A 20,515-nucleotide genomic window follows, 5' to 3' on the forward strand; every position below is an offset into this window, starting at 1 on the left:
CCTTTAGTAGCACTACCACAGCTGCATTAAGCGAATGTCAAGGCCGCTGAGAAAGGGCGGTTTGGTGGTAAGGCAAGGTCGAAATGTTCAAAATTCAAAGTTCAAAGTTCAAGATTCAAAACGTCCTAAAGCCCTGCTGCCTGGCGAATCTCCTCTGTCGCCTCAATCTGCTCCGGGCTAAACCCTGCCTGCTCTAGATGGTTGAGATACTCCCGGCTGGTGTAGCGGCCATCGAGGGCCAGGGCCTGGCGGTAGTTGGCGATCGCCTCAGCACTGTCTTTAGCCGACCAGTGGGCCAGAGCCAGCGCTACCCAGGGATGGGGGTTATTGGGCTCTAGCTCAGTGGCAATGATGGCCTGGGCGATCGCCTGCTCGGTTTGCCCCAGCCGCTGATAGGCCAGGCTGAGGTTGTAGTGGGCAATTTCATTATCCGCTTCAAGCGATACCGCCAGCGTGTGAGTATCCACCGCCGCCTCTAGCTGACCGTCTACCAGGTAGACAATGCCCAGAGCATTGAGGGCAGGCCCATACTCGGGGTCGTAGGTGAGGGCCGTTTGCAGCGCGTCGATAGCGGGGGCAGGGTACCCCGCCAGGTGCTGGGTCCAGCCTAGCAGCACCTGGCCTTCAGGATTGCGCGGGTTGAGGGCGGTGGCAATCTTTAAAGTTGCGATCGCCCGCTCAAAATCGCCCTGCTGCCGAAACGCCAGCCCCTCCTGCCGGTAACGAGCCGCTGTTTGAGCATCGACTAAAAAAGGTGGGTAAGTCAGATTCTCTAACGCCTCTACAGAAAGCGTCGTCTTCTGCCACGGCACCGCCGCCTCTCGCTGGCAACCCACCAGAGCCAAAGCTGTACAAAGCACCCAACCAAAGACTTTTCCCATAGATCTCGTCTGCTACTTACCTTTTGAACTTTGAACTTTGAACTTTGAATTTTGAACTCCAAAGTCCTGATTTCGACCAAAATCCCCCTGGCCTAACACTCTATCGCCTCACCCACCCACCCATCCGCCTACCCATCTACCCTTCTCCGATGTATTCCACGCAGCACGGCAAACCTCCAGCCCTGCTGTAGCGTGGCCCTGGGCCATCCCCGGCCCGTCAAACGCAGTAATAGAGGACAACGCTATGGCATCGACTCAGGCAACCACGTTAGGCAAACGCCAGATTCAGCAGGCCCTCCGGCGCGGGGCCAAAGCTGTGCTGGTGGCTGGCGGCATTGAACCCTCCACCCGGCGCGGCAACAAAGAGCTTACCCTGGCCGTGCAGCGGCTCGCTCAGCAGCCCTACAGCACATTAAAAGCAGCCACCCAGACTGGCGAAGCTCTGGGCCAAAAGATTGTTGCAATCTCCCAAGCCAAAGGACTCGCTCACCTGGACGGCGGCATCGTTCGCCAGCTGATGCTAACCGGCGATATCCCCACCGTGACAAAGGCCGCGACTAAGCCCGCCAAGACGACTCCGGTGGTCGTAGCTACGCCCCAGGCTCCCGCTTCGACCCCTACTCCCGCTGCTGCGGACGAGGTAGAAGTAGATGAGGCGGAAGTGGATGCGATCGCATCCACTGAACCCGCTGAAACCGAAGCAGTAGAATCCATCGAGGCTGAAGCGGATGCGATCGCCGCCGATGAACCCGCTGAGGCTGACACCGAAGCCAGCGCATCTGCCACGGCCAAAGTAAAGGCTGAGCCTGAGCCCAAAGCGGTGGGGACAGCCCGGTAGCCCCGGCGCACAATAAACCTTCCCCAGAGAGTTCTCTACGAACTTTCTGGGGTGATTATTTCATGGCATACCAGTGCCGATCTGGCAAACCGCAAATAAAGCGAATCTTTAGCAGTCGCCTTGAGTATCCCCGGCTGGTGGATGCAGCCCACAGTGCCGTTAGCGATTACCTTTTGCCTTAGAATTTGGTCAACGGCGGTTACCCTCCCGACAGCTCGGCTCTCAGTTCACTTCCTTTAACGGCACCCTATGGCTACCGGATATCTCGCGCTTGTACTCCACGCCCATTTGCCCTACGTGCGTCACCCCGAGAGTGACTACGTTTTAGAGGAAGAGTGGCTCTACGAGGCGATCATCGAGACCTACGTGCCGCTGCTCACCATGTTTGAGGGGCTCAAGCGCGACGGCGTCGACTTCAAGCTCACTATGAGCATGACCCCGCCCCTGGTCTCCATGCTGCGCGACCCGCTGCTGCAAGAGCGCTTCGACGCCCACCTGGCCATGCTCGAAGAACTCACCGAGCTAGAGGTCGAGCGCCACGTCCACAACGGCCACCTGCAATATTTAGCCGAAACCTACGCCAAAGAGTTCAACCACGTGCGCAACGTGTGGGAGAGCTACAGCGGCGACCTGGTCACCGCCTTTAAGCAGTACCAAGACAGCAACAACCTCGACATCATCACCTGCGGGGCCACCCACGGCTACCTGCCGCTGATGAAAATGTACCCCGAAGCCGTGTGGGCGCAAATTCAGGTCGCTGCCGAGCACTATGCCGATACCTTTGGCCGCGCCCCCAAGGGCATCTGGCTGCCCGAGTGCGCCTACTACGAAGGGCTAGAGCGCATGGTGGCCGATGCAGGCCTGCGCTACTTTTTAACCGATGGCCACGGCATTCTCTACGCCCGCCCTCGCCCCCGCTTTGGCAGCTACGCCCCCATCTTTACCGAAAGCGGTGTGGCCGCCTTTGGCCGCGATCACGAGTCGTCGCAGCAGGTGTGGTCGTCGCAGGTGGGCTACCCCGGTGCCCCCGAGTACCGCGAGTTTTACCGCGACCTGGGCTGGGATGCCGAATACGAATACATCAAGCCCTACATCATGCCTAACGGCCAGCGCAAAAATGTGGGCATCAAGTATCACAAAATTACCGGCAAGGGCCTGGGCCTCTCTGATAAGCAGCTCTACGACCCCTACTGGGCGCGCGAAAAAGCCGCCGAGCACGCCGCCAACTTTATGTACAACCGCGAGCAGCAGATTGGCCACCTCCACGGCCTGATGCAGCGCCCGCCGATTATCGTCTCGCCCTACGACGCCGAGCTGTTTGGCCACTGGTGGTACGAAGGCCCCTGGTTCCTCGACTACCTGTTCCGCAAGAGCTGGTTTGACCAAAACACCTACGAAATGACCCACCTGAGCGACTACCTCCAGGGGCACCCCACCCAGCAGGTCTGCCGCCCCTCTCAGTCGAGCTGGGGCTACAAGGGCTTCCACGAGTACTGGCTGAACGAAACTAACTCCTGGATCTACCCACACCTGCACAAGGCCGCCGAGCGCATGATCGACCTGGCCCGCCGCGAACCCGCCGATGAGCTAGAGTGGCGCGCCCTCAACCAGGCGGCGCGAGAACTGCTGCTGGCGCAGTCGTCGGACTGGGCTTTCATTATGCGGACGGGGACGATGGTGCCCTATGCGGTGCGGCGAACCAGGTCGCACCTGATGCGCTTCCAAAAACTCTGGGATGACATTCTGCGCGGCAAAATCGACTCCGGCTGGCTAGAAAAAATCGAAGTGGTCGACAACATCTTCCCCAACATCAACTACCGCGTCTATCGTCCGCTCTAGAATTCCTCAGAGTCTTGGGTGCTTAGTCCAATACTCTAAGGAATTAGCTCTATTGACTACGGCTCTGAGTCAATCTCCTGCTGCTGATTTCGCATGTAAAAACTGTCGATTGATTGCTGAAACCAAGAAATAGCGGCCTTTGCAGACAATTTCTGAACATCATTGATCTCGGAATGATTGCTGTGCGCTACCAAATTCCGGTAAGTTCGAAAATTATCAAAATGACTAATCAACGTATCTTGTTTGCCGAAAATTTCCTCAAACTGGGACCAGTTTCGAGTCATTATCGCTTTATAGTCAGATACATCGCAAAAATCTAGCTTTTTGCGTCCAAGTGCATAATCCGCGGGATTCAAATAGGGATGCTCCATGATATGTTGACCTATTTTATTGTTAACTTTATTAGCGATATTCTGAGGAGCGGATGAATGCCAATAGTTTTCTCCAAAGAAGGCCGTAAGACGTTCATCAATTAAATCTCGAATCTGAATTTCGATAGACTTGACAATGTCATGCTCATAACCTTCAAAACTATCCTGCTCATCATCAAACGGGTCTTCATCAAGCAACTGTTTTAATGAATCGGCTATAAGTTCAGAGCGCTCTCGGATAAACGAACTAAAATCGTCGCTCCATATAGAGCTACTCTCATCAGGCGATATAACATGAGATTTTAGATCGCGCTTAAATTCGGAGTTTTCTGCCTGATATTGAGAGAAGTACTCGGATGGTTTCCTCCCACTAATCTCGCGATTAAGTTCACTTGGTATAAACGCAAAATTGCATATTGAATGAACAAGATTTGGATCTAAGCCCTGCTTTCTAATGACAGTAGGGCTGAAGATCCGATGTCTTTCTGCTCTTGCCAATGTATCAAAAAAGTTATCGGAAATATTAACTTGGCTCCCATCTTTGAAGTTGCGTGGAACACGCAAAGCAAGCATGCAAAGAACCGTATTCCTTAATGCAGACGTTGTTGATTTTACACTCACTCTCGACAACACATCAGAAGAAGCTTTTGATGCATAGTCAAATGAGACAGACTTACCATCCAAAAGCTCTCTTAGTTTGGAGACATCTTCGGCGATGCGTGCTTGACTATTAGCACTGTAACGCTCAGATAGCGCAACACTCCAGAACCATTTCCATAAAGTCTTCCTATGATCTGCTGATAAAGCAGTACCATCAAGATTATAGAAATAGTAAGTAAGCACTGGCAAAATGCCTCTGTATGGAAGAAATGAAGCACGTTTAACTCCCATATTTGTGCGAACAAAGTCTACAGAACGAGAAATTGATTGCACTAGTCGCTCCCATATTTCTTCTACCTCCTCAGTCCTTAATCTTAGTTGGACAGATTGTGTGGCGGAACCACGTAGAATAAGAGATATTGACTGTGGGATAATTTGCTCATCAACTTCCTCAAAGCCATTCTCAACTAGTTGAGAGTTTACGAGGGAAACTTTGTTCCTGAAGTTGAAGTTTTCAGTCCACAAATTTGCGCATACTAGATCATAGCTACTTAGTCGCTTTCCTCCCTGATTAATTCGCTGGAAAATTTCAACCACTTCTGCAAGCGGTTGATCGCGAACCCAAACAACTGAGAAGGGATAATTAGTAAATCGACTATTAGCAACTTGAAATATCGATTTAGCGCTGCTAGACAAGCCATCGTATACTTGTAGGTTTGATGCCATGACGTCATAAAACGAAACATATCGCACATTGTCTGGCACCCGACGACTTACGAAAATTTCCTTCTCAAAACCTTCATCATGGCTTGACTCGTATTCGAGAGCACATTCCAAATCAATACATATATTACCATAGTCTCTGGATCCTATTTTTAATGCGTTACCAGCTGCAAAAAGAGATGTCAATCTTTGTTGGCCATCTAGAATAAAAGAAATTGATTGATTTACTTGGGGCGGTGGAATCTTTAGATCCCTAAGCTCTCTGAAGATATCCGAATGATCACTGGGAGCTTGCCAGAAAAACAGGGTTCCTATTGGAAACTCTTTGAACATGCTATCAAGAAGAGCCCGCGTTTTTGAGACAGGCCAGACAAACTCACGTTGAAATCTGGGCATTTGGAGATACCCTTGAGCCATTTGAGACAGTAAATCTCTCAAAGGCATGGGCCTAACTTCAATTTTGCTTTGCTGTATTCCAGAAAACATTCTTCAGATGTCCAAGCTACTTTCTCGATCTGTTTCGACGATGGCTAATCTTGAGCTGAATAGCACTGTTATATAGGGTAGCCTGATAACATTTGATGAGTAGGTTGAGCGAAACGAAGTGTAACCCAACCCCAAACTTATATATGTTTAGTTTCGCCAGCGCTTTACCCAATCTATCGCATTAAAGCATTGTTAGAAATTGTACTTTGGGGATGGCTATGATTGTCGTAGGTGATTTCTCACCCTGCATAGGGAAAACTCTATGACCAACTTAACCGTTTCGCTTCCCGAAGCCCTTGCCACTTATCTGCAAGAGCAGATTGCTGCTGGTCATTACGATATTGCCGACGATATGCCATAGAACTCTATGGTATGGCCTGGTGATGAACTCTGGGTAAACGCTGCACTTTAGCATTGGGGTCAAAGACCAATTTGAGTTTTCTAAGCACGCCATTGATCAATCTATTTGCTAGGCGAGGTTAGAGAGGCGATCGCATTTCGTTCTGGGTTATCTGCCGCCACACTTTGCCGTTTTCTGCTCAAATCATAGAAGACGTAGCGACTTCACCTATCCTTATGCTTGACCACATTCAGGCGCTGGCGCAATGCGTTCGCAAGGAATTGCTGCCAGAGCTGCACCTCGAGAGCGTTGACCCTCACAATCCTGTGGTGGTTCATCGGGTGCCGGTGCCCTGGCGCTGCCTGGGGGCGGGCAACTACGCCGCTGTGTTTCTGCACCCCGACTATCCCGAGCAGGTGGTGAAGGTCTATGCCCCCGGTCGCCCCGGCATCGAAGCCGAGGTTGAGGTCTACCGACGACTGGCCGACCATCCGGCGTTTTCGCGGTGCTACCTCAGCGAAGCGTCGTTTTTAGTGCTCAAGCGCCTGCACGGGGTAACGCTGTACGACTGTCTGCACCGAGGCATGGCCATTCCGCCCCAGGTGATTCGCGATATTGATGCTGCCCTCGACTATGTGCGCAGCCGGGGCATGTTTCCCCACGACGTGCACGGTCGCAACGTGATGCAGTACGAAGGGCGCGGCCTGGTGGTGGATGTGTCTGACTTCTTAAATTCTCAGCCCTGTCGGGCCTGGCAGGATGTGAAACGCGCCTACTGGTGGATCTACCGCCCCTTTTTTCTGCCCCTGGGCCTGCCGATACCCTATGCGCTGCTAAACGGGGTGCGGGCCGGGTACCGTTTGTTTCGCCGTTTGACCGGCGGCGGGCTGCGCTAGCATACGGCCATAGTTGTTGATGTATGCCGCCGCTGCTATGCTGTCGTGCCCCCGCTGTCAGGCCACTCTCGAACCCGCTGCGCTCCAGTGCCCCCGCTGTGGCCTGCTGCTCAAGGCCCACGGACATCCGGGCATACCGCTGCACCGCACCGAGGGCGACGAGCCGCTGTGCGCCACCTGCCTCTACGACGCCGACGACACCTGCAACTTTCCCCAGCGCCCCCACGCCGAAACCTGCACCCTCTACCGATCGGTGAAGGCGGATGGAGATTTGGCGCTGCCGTCGCTGTCGCCGGGGCAGCAGATGAGTTTTTGGCTGCGCAATCACCGGGGGCTAGTTGGGTTGATTGGGCTATTGCTGCTGAGCCTGGCGATCGTGCTGGTGCGGTAGCCTGGCTAGGCTCGCTCCAGGGCAAAAAAGTCCGCAAAAATCTTCTCGCTGACGGTATTGAGGCGAGTTTGCAGGTTGTCGAGAAACTCGTGCAGCCCCTGCTGAGTGATTTCTTCAATAGTGAGGTAGTCGAGTTCGGAGCGCAGCCGACCGAGGGCGCGATCGCTGGCCGTCCGCCAGGTGCCCGCTGGGGTGCCTGAAATGCAGTGCAGCGATCGCTCCGCCTCCAGCAGACAAAACTGAATCGATCGCGGAAACTCCCGGTTCAAAATCAAAAACTCGGTCACCCCTTTGGGGGTAATGCGGTACTGGCACTTGCGATACATTTCGTAGGCGCTGGCCGACTTCAGCAGGGCAATCCACTGCAAATCGTCCAGGGGCGAGCCCACGTCGGTGACCGAGGGCAGCAAAATATAGTACTTCACGTCAAGAATGCGGGCGGTTTTGTCGGCTCGCTCCAGCAGCCGCCCTAGCTGGCCAAAGTGCCAGCCCTCGTTGTGAGACATGGTGGCATCCATTACCCCGGCAAACAGGTGGCTGGCCATCTTCACGTCTGGAAAAAAGTTGTGCAGCTCCGACAGCAGCCCCACGTCTGCCGCCTCATTCACCATCAGGTAAAACGAATTCACCTGCTCCCACATTTCTGAGGAGATAATTTCCCGCACCGATCGCGCATTTTCCCGCGCCGAGCGCAGGCAGGAAATGATCGAGTTCGGGTACTCGCGATCGAAGGTCAAAAACCGCAGAATGTTTTCGGCTGTCGCTTCGTCATAGCGCGCCTGAAACATCGCCTGATCGCCTGTCGTTCTAACCAGCGGCTCCCACTGCTGCTCCATACCGGAGGGCGCATCGAGCAGCAGGTTCAGGTTGACATCGACAAAACGGGCGACGTTCTCGGCCCGCTCAACGTAGCGGTTGAGCCAGTAGATCGAATCGGCAACGCGACTGAGCATGATGGTAAAGAGTGGGAGGGTGGATGGGTGGGAGAGTAGGTGGGTAGAGAGGAAGGGGTTCTTGCAGCTCACTCCAGGAGCCAATTGAACAAATCCTGAATTGTGAGGGCTAAATCATTAGCGAATGGGGGGACGGGTAAGACATCCTGGGGTTGATCAAAAACTTCGGTTTCTTGTTTGGGGCGATAGACAAAGACCGTTTGTTCATCAGGATCGATCAGCCAGCCCATTTGCGTGCCGTACCTAAGGCAGTGGAGAATATTTTTTGTGACCCTGGTTTGGCTTTGGTCTGGGGAGAGGATTTCAACTGTCCAGTCTGGAGCAACCACAAAAGTATTAGCGACTTCACCATTTTCGTCACGAGGGATGCGGCTCCACATCATTACCACCACATCGGGGACTACAGAACGACTCCCGAAGGTGCACCGTAGTTCTGGGAAAGCACGAGCGATGCGTTTTGCTTTTAAAGCAGTGTTAACAAATGGTACAAATTCACCCTGAATAGCACTGTGCTTTCCCTGAGGCATAGGTTTTTGAAGGATTTGTCCATCCACAAACTCATTGGCAGGTTTAGTTTCTGGCAGCTTCAGAAACTCTTCCAGAGTCAATGTTTTAGAGGTGAGTTGTACCATTGAAGCCCTACAACTAGTTAACTCAGGGGTGAGCTATTCATATCCTAATCAGTTCTTGGACCTACTGTTGCTCTGCGCGCTTGCGCCTAATGTTCTATTGGCTTTGAGTCTGGCTTTGAATCGGCAGCTGGGCATTTGGGTTGACCGATTTCACCACCCAGGTGTCTTTGCTGCCGCCGCCCTGGGATGAGTTGACCACCAGCGAGCCGCGCTTGAGGGCGACGCGGGTGAGGCCACCGGGGTTGACGTAGATATCCTGGCCGTAGAGGATGTAGGGCCTGAGATCGACGTGGCAGCCCTCAAAGGTATCGTCGATCAGGGTGGGTACTCGCGATAGACAGAGGGTGGGCTGGGCGATGTAGCCCCTGGGGTTGGCGCGAATGCGATCGCCAAATTCAGCCCTCTCATCTTCGCTGGCGTGGGGGCCGACCAGCATGCCGTAGCCGCCCGAGGCGTTGGTGGCCTTCACCACGAGCTGGTCAAGGTTGGTCAGCACGTGGGCCTGCTGGGTCTCGTCTTCGCACAGGTAGGTGGGCACGTTGGGAATAATCTGGTTTTCGTCGAGGTAGTAGCGAATCATCTGCGGCACGTAGGCGTAGACCAGCTTGTCGTCAGCCACGCCAGTCCCGAGGGCATTGGCGAGCGCTACCCGTCCAGCCCGGTACACCTCCATCAGCCCCGGCACCCCCAGCAGCGAGTCGGGCCGAAAGGCCAGCGGGTCAATGAAGTCGTCATCGATGCGGCGATACACGACATCGACTCGCTCCAGACCTTTGGTGGTGCGCATTTTGAGGTAGCCATCTGACACCACCAGATCGCGCCCTTCTACTAGTTCAGCCCCCATCTGCTGGGCCAAAAACGAGTGCTCGAAGTAGGCCGAGTTGTACATACCGGGCGTCAGCACCGCCACCCGAGGATTGATCAGGGTTTCGGGCACCAGGTTGAGCAGGGTTTCGAGCAGCTGGCTGGCGTAGTCGTCTACCGCCGCGATATCCATGGCCGCAAACAGGTGCGGGAAGGTGTTCTTCATCACTCGCCGGTTCTCCAGTACGTAGGAGACGCCGGAAGGGCAGCGCATGTTGTCTTCGAGCACGTACCAGCGACCGTCTTTGTCGCGCACCAGGTCGGTGCCGGTGATGTGGCACCAGATATTGTTGGGCGGATTTAGCCCCATGCAGGGCTTCAGAAAGCCCGGTGCCGACTCCACCACGTGGCGGGGAATGACGCCATCGTTGAGAATTTTTTGGTCGTTGTAGACATCGTGGATGAAGCAGTTGAGCGCATAGATGCGCTGCTTGAGGCCTTTTTCGAGCCACTCCCACTCGTGGCCGGGCACCACGCGGGGAATGACATCGAAGGGCAAGATTCGCTCGGTGCCCTGATTGTCGCTGTAGACGTTAAACGTGACCCCCAGCTTAAATAGGGCATTTTGTGCAGTTTGCTGCCGCTGCTGTAGATCGCTCAGAGCCAGGGCGTTGACCCGCTGGATCAGCAAATCGGCTTCGGGGCGAGGTTGGCCGGGAGCAACAAATAGTTCATCAAAAAAATCGCCGGGGTCGTAGGCGTCAAATAGCACCAGGGGTCTCCCAAACTACAGGGCTTGCGGTATCGACGCTACAGCGAGAGCGCCATAGGCTGATCATTACCGGGGAGAGCCGCCCTAAAGCTGTAGTTTGTGATACGAATTTGGGGTGCCTACTGGCTCAAGCGTGCCGTTTTGCTACCGTAGCCATTGGGATTAATACAAAGGTTTGAACGAGTATCTCCCGGTTGTAGGGGCGCAGCATGCTGCGCCCCTGCGGGGTGCCTGATGACGAATCGGGGCTGACCAAATTGAAGGGTGTATGGCAGGCGATCGCACTGGCTTGAACGCCGCCAGGCCAGCTCTTTTCTGTGGTCAGAAGATTTAATTTTCTGTCTAATGCGATCGTTTTTTATCGTTTCTCCAAGGTTAGTTAACGCAGGAGCGATCATTTAAGTAGATTTACCAGAACCATTGAACCGTTTAGACATCGGGTTCTGACGTCCTTGCTGCTTGCTGTATCTGCGGGGAAAACTGCGCTATGGAACAGTTTGACTACGTTGTTTTAGGAGCAGGGTTAGGAGGTCTTTCGACCGCCGCCTGTCTGACTCGTCAGGGTTATCGGGTTGCTGTGCTCGAAAAGCACTACCTGCCGGGGGGCTGCTGCCACACCTTCGACTACGGTGACTACCGCTTCTGCGCCGATGTGCACTATATCTCTCAGTGCGGGCCGGGGCAGGCGATCGATCAATTCCTGCACTACATCGATCGCGAGGTCACCTTCAACCCCCTCGATCCCGACTGCATCGATCGAGTGATTACCCCCGTCGTAGACTTTGCCATTCCGTTGGGCTGGGAAACGTTTCGGCACCGCCTGCTCAACCAGTTTCCGGAGGCCGCAGGCCCAATCAACCGCTACTGCGACGAAATTAAGCGCCTCCACCGCGAAATGCACGATCTCAACCAGGAGATCCGCTGGTACGACCAGCGATGGCACGACTGGCTCAAATTGCCCAAATATTTGAACCTGTTTAGCAAGCGCTCCTGGACCCTGCAAGACCTCTACAACCAGGTGGGTATGCCGCTCCAGCTCCAGGCCCTGCTGGCCGGGCAAAGCGGTGACTACGCTCTACCGCCCGAAGAGATTGCCCTGATCACCCACACCGCCCTGGTCTGGGACTACGCCGAGGGGGCCTACTACCCGAAGCACCACTTTAAGGGGTTTGTCGACACCATTGTCGATGCGATCGTGGAGGGGGGCGGCACTGTGCACTATATGGCCCCAGTCGAGCACATTGAGGTGCGCGACGGCCAGGTGCAGTGGGTGACGGCGGGAGGCACTGACTACGCCGCGACCCACCACTACATCAGCGATCTCGACCCCAAGCTGACGGTAGAGCTGATGCACGGGGCCGAGCTCAGTTCGGCCGAACGCCAGCGCCTGACCGGCTATGAGTATTCGGCCAGCGCCTTCAACATCTACCTGGGCCTGGATGAGCGCTTTGACCCCGCCAACTACGGCATTGGCAACGGGAATATCTGGTACTACCCCACGGGCGATCTCAATCAGGAGTATCGGCGGCAGCTGCAGGGCAACCTGGAGCATCCGTGGATTTTTCTGTCTTGCCCCACGCTCAAATCGAGCGCGCCGGGTATGGCCCCCGCTGGGCACCACGTGCTCGAAATTGCGACGGTGTGCCCCTACGAGCCCTTTAAGCAGCTGCACGACACCGACCCCAAGGCCTATAAGGCGAAAAAGCGCGAGGTCTACCAGACGGTGATGGCCAGCGTGCGCGACCTGATTCCCGATGTCGATCGCTACGCCCGCATGAAGGTCTACGGCACACCCACCACCAGCGAGCACTACCTGGGCCAGCCCCAGGGCAATATCTACGGCGCTAAGCTGGTGCCTCGCCAGGTGGGGCTAAACCGCCTGGGCTACCAGACAGAGCTACCCAACCTGTTTTTGGTCGGAGCCAGCGCCGGCTACCCCAGCGTGCCGGGCGTGATTAGCAACGGCATGGATGTGGTGGAGCTGATTACAGGCCAGTCGGTGCGGCGATCGCCCGCCGGTATCGGTCTGCAACCCTCGCTAGCCACTGCCTAAGAAAGCGCTGGCGGGGGTAAACAGCTGTTCACCCCCGCCAGATTGACGGTTCTAGACGTTTCTAGAAGTCGAACTTGACCCAAGTGCCTAGACTAACTGAAAGGCTGCCCCCAGCCCAGCCCCAATTTCGGCTGGAGAGAGCTTGCCGTCGTGGTCGAGGTCGAGGGCGTCAAACACGGCATCGGTGCCGAGCCACTCTTCGCGGGTAATGAAGCCGTCGCCATCGAGATCGTAGGCCTTAAACAGATCGTCGCGGGCGTGGCCGACCATCTGCTCGCCCTGGGAGAGCTGGCTCAGGCGGGTGGCCAGCAGGTCTTCCAGGGTTTCCAGCGCCTTGCTAAAGCCCTTGATGCCTTCGTCAAGCTTTTCTTTGGCCATGCGATCGCTCTCGTGCATCGACCGGAAGGTGGCCTCGTCAATGGTCAGCTTTTCAATATCCAGCTTCGCGGCCTTGTCGGGGTCGAGCTTGCGGGGCAGGTCGGCCTGGTTGCTGTCCAGCTGAGCCAGCAGCTGGGGCGAAATCGTCAGCAAATCGCAGCCCGCCAGTTCGGTAATTTCGCCCAGGTTGCGGAAGCTGGCCCCCATCACCTCGGTCTTGTAACCAAACTTTTTGTAGTAGTTGTAGATCTCGGTGACCGACAGCACGCCGGGGTCTTCGTGGGGGGCGTAATCGTCGCGGCCCGTGTCTTTTTTGTACCAGTCGAGAATGCGGCCCACAAAGGGAGAGATCAGGGTAACCCCAGCATCGGCACAGGCGATCGCCTGGTGCAGCCCAAACAGCAGCGTCAGGTTGCAGTGAATGCCCTCTTTTTCCAAAATTTCAGCGGCTTTGATGCCCTCCCAGGTAGAGGCAATCTTGATCAGCACCCGCTCTGGGGTAATGCCCAGGTCATCGTACTGCTGAATGATCTCCCGCGCGGTGGCTACCGTGGCCTCGGTGTCATAGCTTTGGCGAGCATCCACTTCGGTAGACACTCGACCCGGAATAATATCGAGAATCTTGCGGCCAAAGGCCACAGCCAGGTGCTTAAAAGCCAGATTGGCAATGTCTTTATCGGAAGCGCCCGACCCCGCATCGGCTTTGGCCTTGAGCAGAGTATCGTCCATGATGGTTTGATACTGGGGCATTTGCGCCGCCGCCGTAATCAGTGAAGGGTTGGTGGTGGCGTCGCGGGGGGTAAATTTCTCAATGGCTTGAATGTCGCCAGTGTCGGCGACAACAACGGTCATTTGCCTGAGCTGCTCTAAAAGGCTGGCCATGGGTTTCTCCTGGAAATTGAGGGAGCAAGGGGACTTTCTTCTGTTGCTCACATTCTAAACAGGGCGTCTGAGGGCATGATTAACCCTTAATTAAAGCTACCGGGCCATTACGAAACATTGCGTACCCCCTGAACAACTCGCGATTCCTAACGGTTTCTTAAGGGTTTGGCGATTGCGTTCGAGCGCCTGAGAGGCATCCTCAACCCTTGGCTAGAATGCTAGGCCCAATTTTTTGCGGCTGAAAGAAATCAATTGACTACTCCAACTCAGCCAAAGCTTGGCATGATGGGAAAGATTTCATCACACCAGTACCTATGCTGACCTCTGTCTGGCAACAGATCACCCTGTCAACCTTTACCCTTGAGCAATGGCGCGAGGCCAGCCTTCTGCATCAGGTGCTAGCGCCGCTGCGGCGGTGGCGGCAGGGCAGCTGGCTGCTGCCCTGGGGCGACTGGATTGGGCTGGCCATTGTGGTGGTGCTGTTTGCCCTGGCCCCTTACGTTTCGACCACCCTGATTGGGGTGCTGCTGCTGGCGGCGGCAGCCCTGTGGGCTCTGCTAACCCTGACCGACGAGGCGGGGCCGGGCCTGTCGCCCGTGCACGTCGCGGTCGCGGTCTACTGGGGAATTATGGTGCTGGCCACGGCTCTGTCGCCGGTACGGGGCGCAGCGCTGACGGGGTTGATCAAACTCTCGCTCAATATTCTGCTGTTTTTATTGATTGCGCGGGTGGCGCGACAGCCCAGGGCCAGGGGGCTGCTGATTCTGGCCTACATTTTGACGACGCTGCCGGTGGCGGTATACGGGCTGCGCCAGTACTTCTTTGGGGCCACGGCCCTGGCCACCTGGGTCGATGCCAACTCGGCGGTGGCCGATGTGACGCGGGTTTACAGTTTCTTGGGCAACCCCAACCTGCTGGCGGGCTATCTGATTCCAGGCATCATGATGAGCACGGTTGCGGTGTTCGCCTGGCCGCGCTGGGTGCCCAAAGGTCTGGCGCTGCTGGCCGCTCTGATCAACACTCTGTGCCTGATTTTGACCCTCAGCCGGGGCGGCTGGATCGGCTTTTTGATTGCCGGTTTCGTGCTGATGATACTGGTCGTGCAGTACTGGAGCATCTGGTTTTCGCCCTTCTGGAAGCGCTGGGCGCTGCCGGTACTGCTGGGCGGGGCGGCGGCTGTGGTGGTGCTGGGGGTAATTTCAGTCGATGCGCTACGGGCGCGGGTGCTGAGCATCTTTGTGGGGCGAGCCGACAGCAGCAACAACTTCCGCATGAATGTGTGGGCCGGGGTAATCGATATGATTCGCGCCCGCCCCGTGCTGGGCATTGGCCCCGGCAACGATGCGTTTAACAGCGTGTACCCGCTGTTTCAGCGGCCTCGCTACACGGCTTTGAGCGCCTACTCGGTGTTTCTAGAGGTGCTGGTTGAGGGCGGCCTATTTGGCATCCTGGCGTTTTTGTGGCTGCTGCTGCTGCTGTTTCACCAGAGCTGGGTGCAGCTCCAGCGGCTGCGGGAAACCCAGGATGCCCAGGGCTATTGGCTGATGGGGGCGATCGCATCAATTGTCGGCATTTTGGGCCAGGGCATTGCCGACACGGTCATGTATCGGCCCCAGATTAGCACCCTGTGGTGGATGGCGATCGCGATCGTGGCCAGCTACTACCCGGCGTTGAGCAAGCGTTCCTTTAAACTACAACAAGAATAATGCAGGCGTAGATCTGTGGTAGCCGGTTCCCCCAGCCCCTTTGGAGCGGCTGAGTACCCAGTACTCGCTTCGCGAACACCAACGACTTCGCTCAGGGAACGGGTACTGCACTTCTGCTGAGGGAGTGGTTTCCTTCGGTTTTGCTTAGGGAGCGGGTACTTCAATTCGCTGAACGGTTCCCTTCGACTTCGCTCAGGGAACGGCCTTTCGAGACCAGGCTGTAACGTGGCCAATGAGGCTGAAGCTGGTGCAGTAAGCCTAGTCGTCGTCTCCCTGGGTGCCGTCCCAGGTGGCGTGGGGCATAAGCTTGACTTTGCCCTTGAAGGGTAGGGCTTGGCCGGTGGCCAGGGTGCCGCCGTTGAGAGCGAGGTGAGCCTTGAGGCGTTTTTTGGCCTCGGCGATCGAGGCTACCCGCAGATTGAGAATGTAGAGATAGGGCGATGGGCTTTGATCGAGGTCGGTGGCGCTTTCCCAAATGCGCAGCCGAATGCCGTCGGAGTCGTTGATGATTTTGTAGAACAGTAGATGGTCGACGACCGGGGCATAGTCGCTAAAACTGGCGGAAAACGGAGTGTGCATGTCCCAAACACCAAAAGCAAACGACCGACCGAACAACCTATGCCATCAGCACCTTCCTTGAGATTACCCAGGCGAAGGGATGGAATTGATGAGTCCTTTATGATTTCCTTACATTCCCAGCCGGAATGTTTGGTTGATAAAGGGGGAGAGAACACCGTAAACCGAGCAGGGATCAAAATCCGACCTGAGGGGACGCCCCTTAACCGTTATTCTACGAGTCTTTACAGCGTCCGGAAAAGCCCATAGGTTGAGCTATTGACCGCTGTACTTCTCCTTAGTATCTGGTAAAACGCGATTCTGTCTGGGGTTTTTCGGCTAAACCCCGTAAAAATGCCTAAAAGTTCATGTTCCCTAAAGATTAGACGAAGCGGCTCGCCGCTCCATTTCTGCTCGCAGGGCTTTCATTGTGTCAACCAAACTGGCTTCAAACAGCTTGTAGAACATGGCTTTAAAGGGGCCGACATCGGCTTCGGCCCGCACCTGCTGCGACAGCAGGCAGGGCAGGCCATTCCCTAAGGACGGCGGGGCGGCATCAATGCGCCAGTGGCCGTACATATATTCGAGATTGCCTTCCAGCAGTCGAAAGCTAATCTGCTGGCCGTCTAGCTCCAGGTTCTCAGTCAGTACTTTAGATTCCATCGTGTGGAGCATGATGCGCCGCCGATCGATCTGTTCGACAATGGTGCGATCGCCCTCGGTTTCAACTACTCGACTCTTGACCACCGTCGGCAAGAAGGTTTCAAAGCTGCTGTAGTCGGTCAGCACGGCCCAGGCGGCGGCATGGGAAACGGTGGTTGCAACCATGAGGCCGTACTGACCCTGGCCACCTTTGACCACCACATCGCGCTTGGCCAGGGTTGCCCAATCAGCCTCGGTTAGTTTGGCCAGATAGGCCTCAGCCGGCTGAACCTGACGGGATAAACGCGACATAATACCAGAGAACCAGACTTCAATTACTGTAGCGCAACCCGCCTCGGCCGCTACAGTATTCTCGGTTGTATTTGCAGCGTATCAACCATCGCCATGCCTAGTTTTGATTCAGTTTTAGCCGCTTACCAGGGGCTACCCACCCGAGTGCGCAGCCTGATGCTGAGCACGGTCAACGGCGAGGGCGCACCCCAGGCCAGCTATGCTCCCTACGTGATCGACGACGACTATCGGCTCTATATCTTTACCAGCGGTCTATCGGCCCACACTCAAAACCTGCACAACACCGGCCTGGCCAGCGTTCTGCTAATTGAGGATGAGGCCGAGGCGGGGCAGGTGTTTGCTCGCCAGCGCATTACCTACGACTGTCAGGCTCAGCTGCTGCCGCGGGGCACCGCCGACTGGGAGACGGTGGCCGATCGCTTTGAGCAGCGCTTTGGGGAGATTATTGCCATGCTGCGATCGCTGGACGATTTCCAAATTTTTTGCCTCAGTCCCCAGAGCGGGCGCTTTGTAATGGGGTTTGGGGCCGCCTACGCCGTCGATGCCCAAAACCTGAACCAGCTGGTTGGCCCTCCCCAAACCGGACCAGACAATGGGCCTGGTCAATAATAAGAGGCTAGCCGTTGACCAGAATGGCAATGCCCGCCAGGGCCACCGCCGCCCCGGCCACCGCTCGCAGGCTGACGCGATCGCCCAGGGCCGCGGCCAGCGGCAGCACAAACAGCGGGCTGGTGGAGGTCAGCGCCTGGGCCACCCCGGTCGCCGCATACTTGAGGGCCATTTGCTGAAGGTAAATGGCCAGGTAGGTGCCCAGGATGGCGGCCAGGGCCACCCCTGCCAGTAATCGGGTCGATCGCAGCGGTCGCAGCGCTCCGCTTACTGGCCCCTGGTAGCGCAAAATGCCCAGAATAATCACGCCGCCCCCCGCCAGCCGCAGCAGCGAACTCCAGAGGGGATCGACAGCCGTGTCGGCCAGCACCGCCCGCGACATCACCGCGCCCGTCGCTTGGCCCAGGGCCGCCAGCACCCCATAGACCACGCCTCGGTAGTCGACCCGACCAGGGGTAGCGCCCTCGGGCAACCGCTCGGCAATCACCCAGACTACCCCCGCCAGGGTGAGGGCAATTCCCAACCACGACCGGGTGCTCAGCGCCTCCTGCAAAAACACCAGCGCCATCAGCGCGGCGATGGGTGGGGCCAGGGTTTCGAGCAGCAGGGCTCGCCGGGGGCCAAGCCGGTTGATGGCGGCAAAGTAGGCCGTGTCGCCCAGGCCAATGCCAATCACGCCGCTGAGCACCAACCAGCCGATCGCCTGTCGGTCTAGGCCAGCGGTGCTCTGCCCCAGCAGCAGCAGGGTAAGGGCCAGCAGCACCAGGGCGATCGCCCCCTTGGCCAGGTTGAGTACCAGGGGAGACAGCGCCTTGCCCAACCGCCCAAACATAACCGTGGCGATCGCCCACAGACAGGCCGCCATCAGAGCCGCTAGTTCACCGCGCATAGGCTATTGGGTCGGCGTTGGCCAACATCCTGCAAAACGTCTTGCGAAACTTAGGTACTGTCACCATAGCGGAATGCAACAGAATCTTTACACTTCTACCCGAGGATTGTGCTGATCAACAGCGCGACTGCCGTAGAGAGAACCAAGACAATCAGACCAATCCTAGGAATTTTGAGTTATGCGTGTCTGGGCTCTAGCATCGTGCAGCGGGCTACTGGCTTTAGCGGCCTGTAGCGCCGAACAATCCAGCCCTCCAGATTTGGGCACCACCCCACCCGACGGTGATGACACCGCTGAGGTCAAAGCTCAGCCAGGGTTGAGGGCCACTTCCTCTAGCCCGGTGGCCCGCCCCGAACTGCGAGCGCGGCTGGATGGGCTCAACCGGGCTCGCTTTAGCCCGCGCTCGACTCAGGCCTCACCCTTGGCCAGTCGATCGGGCGGCGCTGGGCAAACAGTACCCCAGGCCGAGCAGCTGCGCGCCCGACTGCAGCGCCTGCGCACCCAAAACAGGGCAATGCTGTCATCCAACACACCTATAGCCACAGCGCCACTGCCTGCCGCCCTCACCGCCACTCCCCCGCGTCCAGTGCCCCAGGCGGCGGTAGAGCCACCCTCAGAAACGATTCTAGAAGCGCGTTCCGCAGCGCTGCCTGCCCCTCCCAGTGCTGCGGAAGCCACCGCTTTGCCCACCCTACCCCAGCCGAATGGGGCACGGCCCAACGTGGCGGCTCCAGAGCTGGGGCTGTCATCGACCGCGAGCACGGCCATTGCCCTCGGCCCGGTCGCTTCGGCCCGACCGACCGACAGCTACTCTATTGCGCTTGCGCGGCACCAGGGCTACAGCGCGCGATCGCAGCAACCCGCCCCGGTGATTACCACCGCCTCCACCCAGTTATCGGCAGGGTTAACAGCCAGACTACACGGGGCTACGCCCAGCTCGCCAGCCGACGATGCGACAGTGGTGGTGGCGGCTCAGCCGTCCTCTCCGGCAGAGCTACCTGCCGCTTCGGCCCCGGCCCCCGCCCTGGCCGAAGCGGCTATCCCTGAAACTGCCCCTCTGGCCACCGCAGGTACGGAGGTTAGCTCTGCCCCAGAAAGCGCTGATGCCAATTCATCGACCACCCATCAGTCGAGTGCCACGCTTGCCTTGACGCTAACGCCCCAATCGGCGGCGGCCCCTGCTTCACTCACCCACCACAGTCTGGGACGCGCCGCCCGCCCCACCACCGCAACGGCCCCTCAAAGCTGGTCTGCGACCACCGCCCCCCCGGAAAGCCTGCCCCTCAATCAGGGCACGCCGCGCCTCAGCCCTTTGCGCTCAGCCGCCGCCTTGACCGTTCCTGAAGCGGCGTTACCTGAGGCGGCTGAGGCGCAGCCGTCAGCGACCCAAACCTCAGAAACCGGGACTTCAGAAGCCCGAATTCTGGAGCCCCAAATACCCAGCCCGGCATTCTCATCTCACCAGGGCCAGTCGCAGCCTGAATCTCTCAGCCTCAGTCCTCAACCCCCCGCCACTACCAAGGACCTCCCCGCAGCCTACTGTCTTCGTGCGAGCGGGCTCCAGGCAAACGGGCTATCCCTCAACCCCGAGGCCCAAGCAGAGTCTGAGCCCCAGGGAAGTGAGCGGCACCTCGATCAGCTGTCTACGCTGGTTCGCGCTGGCTCGGCTGATGCTGCCCTGGTGCTGGGGGAAGGGTTAAACAAAGCTGAGCCTGCCGTTGCCTGCCTGGAGGTGAATGAGGCTGCCGCTGACCCGGCTGCCGCTGAATCCAGTCCTGCCATCCCCTTGAACTGAGCCAGCCCGAGGTTGGGATCAGCGTTGAGCATTGGGTTTAACCCTGGCGGAACACACTCGTTGTCCTTTGGCAAGAATGGAATCATGACTGCTCAGGCATAGCCTTTCGTGTGGGGCACTGTATGGGGCACTGCTTTGTGAATGGCCTTTTGAGTATGGCTAACGCTT

At 57.0% G+C, this 20,515-nt stretch carries 17 protein-coding genes; 8 read left to right on the plus strand and 9 right to left on the minus strand.

Translation table 11 applies throughout. The features are described 5' to 3' along the window. Nucleotides 1-125 precede the first annotated feature (125 nt). Nucleotides 126-881, minus strand: coding sequence for a tetratricopeptide repeat protein (locus tag ACQ4N7_RS01510; protein WP_430709848.1), 756 nt, complete (start codon nucleotides 879-881; stop codon nucleotides 126-128). Nucleotides 882-1,125: 244 nt separating this feature from the next. On the opposite strand from ACQ4N7_RS01510, the gene ACQ4N7_RS01515 reads away from it, so the two are divergent. Together ACQ4N7_RS01515 and ACQ4N7_RS01520 are read left to right on the plus strand one after the other, a co-directional pair. After that, the gene (locus tag ACQ4N7_RS01515; protein ID WP_430709849.1) at nucleotides 1,126-1,719 is read left to right on the plus strand and encodes a hypothetical protein; all 594 of its coding nucleotides are present in this window, start codon (nucleotides 1,126-1,128) and stop codon (nucleotides 1,717-1,719) included. Between the two features lie 249 nt (nucleotides 1,720-1,968). After that, complete coding sequence (locus ACQ4N7_RS01520; RefSeq protein WP_430709850.1) at nucleotides 1,969-3,558, plus strand: glycoside hydrolase family 57 protein; 1,590 nt, start codon at nucleotides 1,969-1,971, stop codon at nucleotides 3,556-3,558. Nucleotides 3,559-3,614: 56 nt separating this feature from the next. On the opposite strand, the gene ACQ4N7_RS01525 is transcribed toward ACQ4N7_RS01520, so the two are convergent. Beyond that, a complete protein-coding gene (locus ACQ4N7_RS01525; protein ID WP_430709851.1) occupies nucleotides 3,615-5,738 on the minus strand; it encodes a GmrSD restriction endonuclease domain-containing protein in 2,124 nt (707 codons plus the stop codon). Nucleotides 5,739-6,314: 576 nt separating this feature from the next. Here ACQ4N7_RS01525 and ACQ4N7_RS01530 point away from each other — a divergent pair. Both ACQ4N7_RS01530 and ACQ4N7_RS01535 read left to right on the plus strand, forming a co-directional pair. Next, nucleotides 6,315-6,974: a serine/threonine protein kinase gene (locus tag ACQ4N7_RS01530; protein ID WP_430709852.1), complete on the plus strand. Its 660-nt coding sequence runs from the start codon at nucleotides 6,315-6,317 to the stop codon at nucleotides 6,972-6,974. 37 nt (nucleotides 6,975-7,011) lie between these two features. Then, nucleotides 7,012-7,365, plus strand: coding sequence for a hypothetical protein (locus ACQ4N7_RS01535; protein ID WP_430709853.1), 354 nt, complete (start codon nucleotides 7,012-7,014; stop codon nucleotides 7,363-7,365). A 5-nt stretch (nucleotides 7,366-7,370) separates the two neighbouring features. On the opposite strand, the gene ACQ4N7_RS01540 is transcribed toward ACQ4N7_RS01535, so the two are convergent. The 3 genes from ACQ4N7_RS01540 to ACQ4N7_RS01550 form a co-directional block, all read right to left on the minus strand. After that, entirely contained in the window at nucleotides 7,371-8,318 is a 948-nt protein-coding gene (locus ACQ4N7_RS01540; protein ID WP_430709854.1) for an alpha-E domain-containing protein, read from the minus strand. A 68-nt stretch (nucleotides 8,319-8,386) separates the two neighbouring features. Continuing rightward, complete coding sequence (locus ACQ4N7_RS01545; protein ID WP_430709855.1) at nucleotides 8,387-8,950, minus strand: Uma2 family endonuclease; 564 nt, start codon at nucleotides 8,948-8,950, stop codon at nucleotides 8,387-8,389. Nucleotides 8,951-9,044: 94 nt separating this feature from the next. Then, the gene (locus ACQ4N7_RS01550) at nucleotides 9,045-10,526 is read right to left on the minus strand and encodes a circularly permuted type 2 ATP-grasp protein (protein WP_430709856.1); all 1,482 of its coding nucleotides are present in this window, start codon (nucleotides 10,524-10,526) and stop codon (nucleotides 9,045-9,047) included. Nucleotides 10,527-11,013: 487 nt separating this feature from the next. Here ACQ4N7_RS01550 and ACQ4N7_RS01555 point away from each other — a divergent pair, with 487 nt between their 5' ends. Continuing rightward, entirely contained in the window at nucleotides 11,014-12,579 is a 1,566-nt protein-coding gene (locus ACQ4N7_RS01555) for a phytoene desaturase family protein (RefSeq protein WP_430709857.1), read from the plus strand. 87 nt (nucleotides 12,580-12,666) lie between these two features. Here ACQ4N7_RS01555 and ACQ4N7_RS01560 read toward each other — a convergent pair whose 3' ends face one another. Then, complete coding sequence (locus ACQ4N7_RS01560; RefSeq protein WP_430709858.1) at nucleotides 12,667-13,839, minus strand: transaldolase; 1,173 nt, start codon at nucleotides 13,837-13,839, stop codon at nucleotides 12,667-12,669. 314 nt (nucleotides 13,840-14,153) lie between these two features. On the opposite strand from ACQ4N7_RS01560, the gene ACQ4N7_RS01565 reads away from it, so the two are divergent. Continuing rightward, complete coding sequence (locus tag ACQ4N7_RS01565; RefSeq protein WP_430709859.1) at nucleotides 14,154-15,545, plus strand: IctB family putative bicarbonate transporter; 1,392 nt, start codon at nucleotides 14,154-14,156, stop codon at nucleotides 15,543-15,545. 258 nt (nucleotides 15,546-15,803) lie between these two features. On the opposite strand, the gene ACQ4N7_RS01570 is transcribed toward ACQ4N7_RS01565, so the two are convergent. Beyond that, nucleotides 15,804-16,124, minus strand: coding sequence for a hypothetical protein (locus ACQ4N7_RS01570; protein WP_430709860.1), 321 nt, complete (start codon nucleotides 16,122-16,124; stop codon nucleotides 15,804-15,806). A gap of 351 nt (nucleotides 16,125-16,475) precedes the next feature. After that, nucleotides 16,476-17,054, minus strand: a complete 579-nt coding sequence (locus tag ACQ4N7_RS01575) for an SRPBCC family protein (RefSeq protein WP_430709861.1) — start codon at nucleotides 17,052-17,054, stop codon at nucleotides 16,476-16,478. 93 nt (nucleotides 17,055-17,147) lie between these two features. Here ACQ4N7_RS01575 and ACQ4N7_RS01580 point away from each other — a divergent pair, with 93 nt between their 5' ends. Continuing rightward, on the plus strand, nucleotides 17,148-17,663 hold the full coding sequence (locus ACQ4N7_RS01580; RefSeq protein WP_430709862.1) for a HugZ family protein: 516 nt from the start codon (nucleotides 17,148-17,150) through the stop codon (nucleotides 17,661-17,663). Nucleotides 17,664-17,670: 7 nt separating this feature from the next. On the opposite strand, the gene ACQ4N7_RS01585 is transcribed toward ACQ4N7_RS01580, so the two are convergent. Next, nucleotides 17,671-18,552 carry a DMT family transporter gene (locus ACQ4N7_RS01585; RefSeq protein WP_430709863.1) on the minus strand — a complete coding sequence of 294 codons (882 nt, stop codon included), beginning with the start codon at nucleotides 18,550-18,552 and terminating at the stop codon, nucleotides 17,671-17,673. Nucleotides 18,553-18,730: 178 nt separating this feature from the next. Between ACQ4N7_RS01585 and ACQ4N7_RS01590 the strand changes: the two genes are divergently transcribed. Further along, the gene (locus ACQ4N7_RS01590; protein WP_430709864.1) at nucleotides 18,731-20,347 is read left to right on the plus strand and encodes a hypothetical protein; all 1,617 of its coding nucleotides are present in this window, start codon (nucleotides 18,731-18,733) and stop codon (nucleotides 20,345-20,347) included. The last annotated feature ends 168 nt before the right edge of the window (nucleotides 20,348-20,515 follow it).

Origin of the sequence: Nodosilinea sp. AN01ver1 (assembly GCF_050565655.1) — a bacterium.
Taxonomy (GTDB): domain Bacteria; phylum Cyanobacteriota; class Cyanobacteriia; order Phormidesmidales; family Phormidesmidaceae; genus Nodosilinea.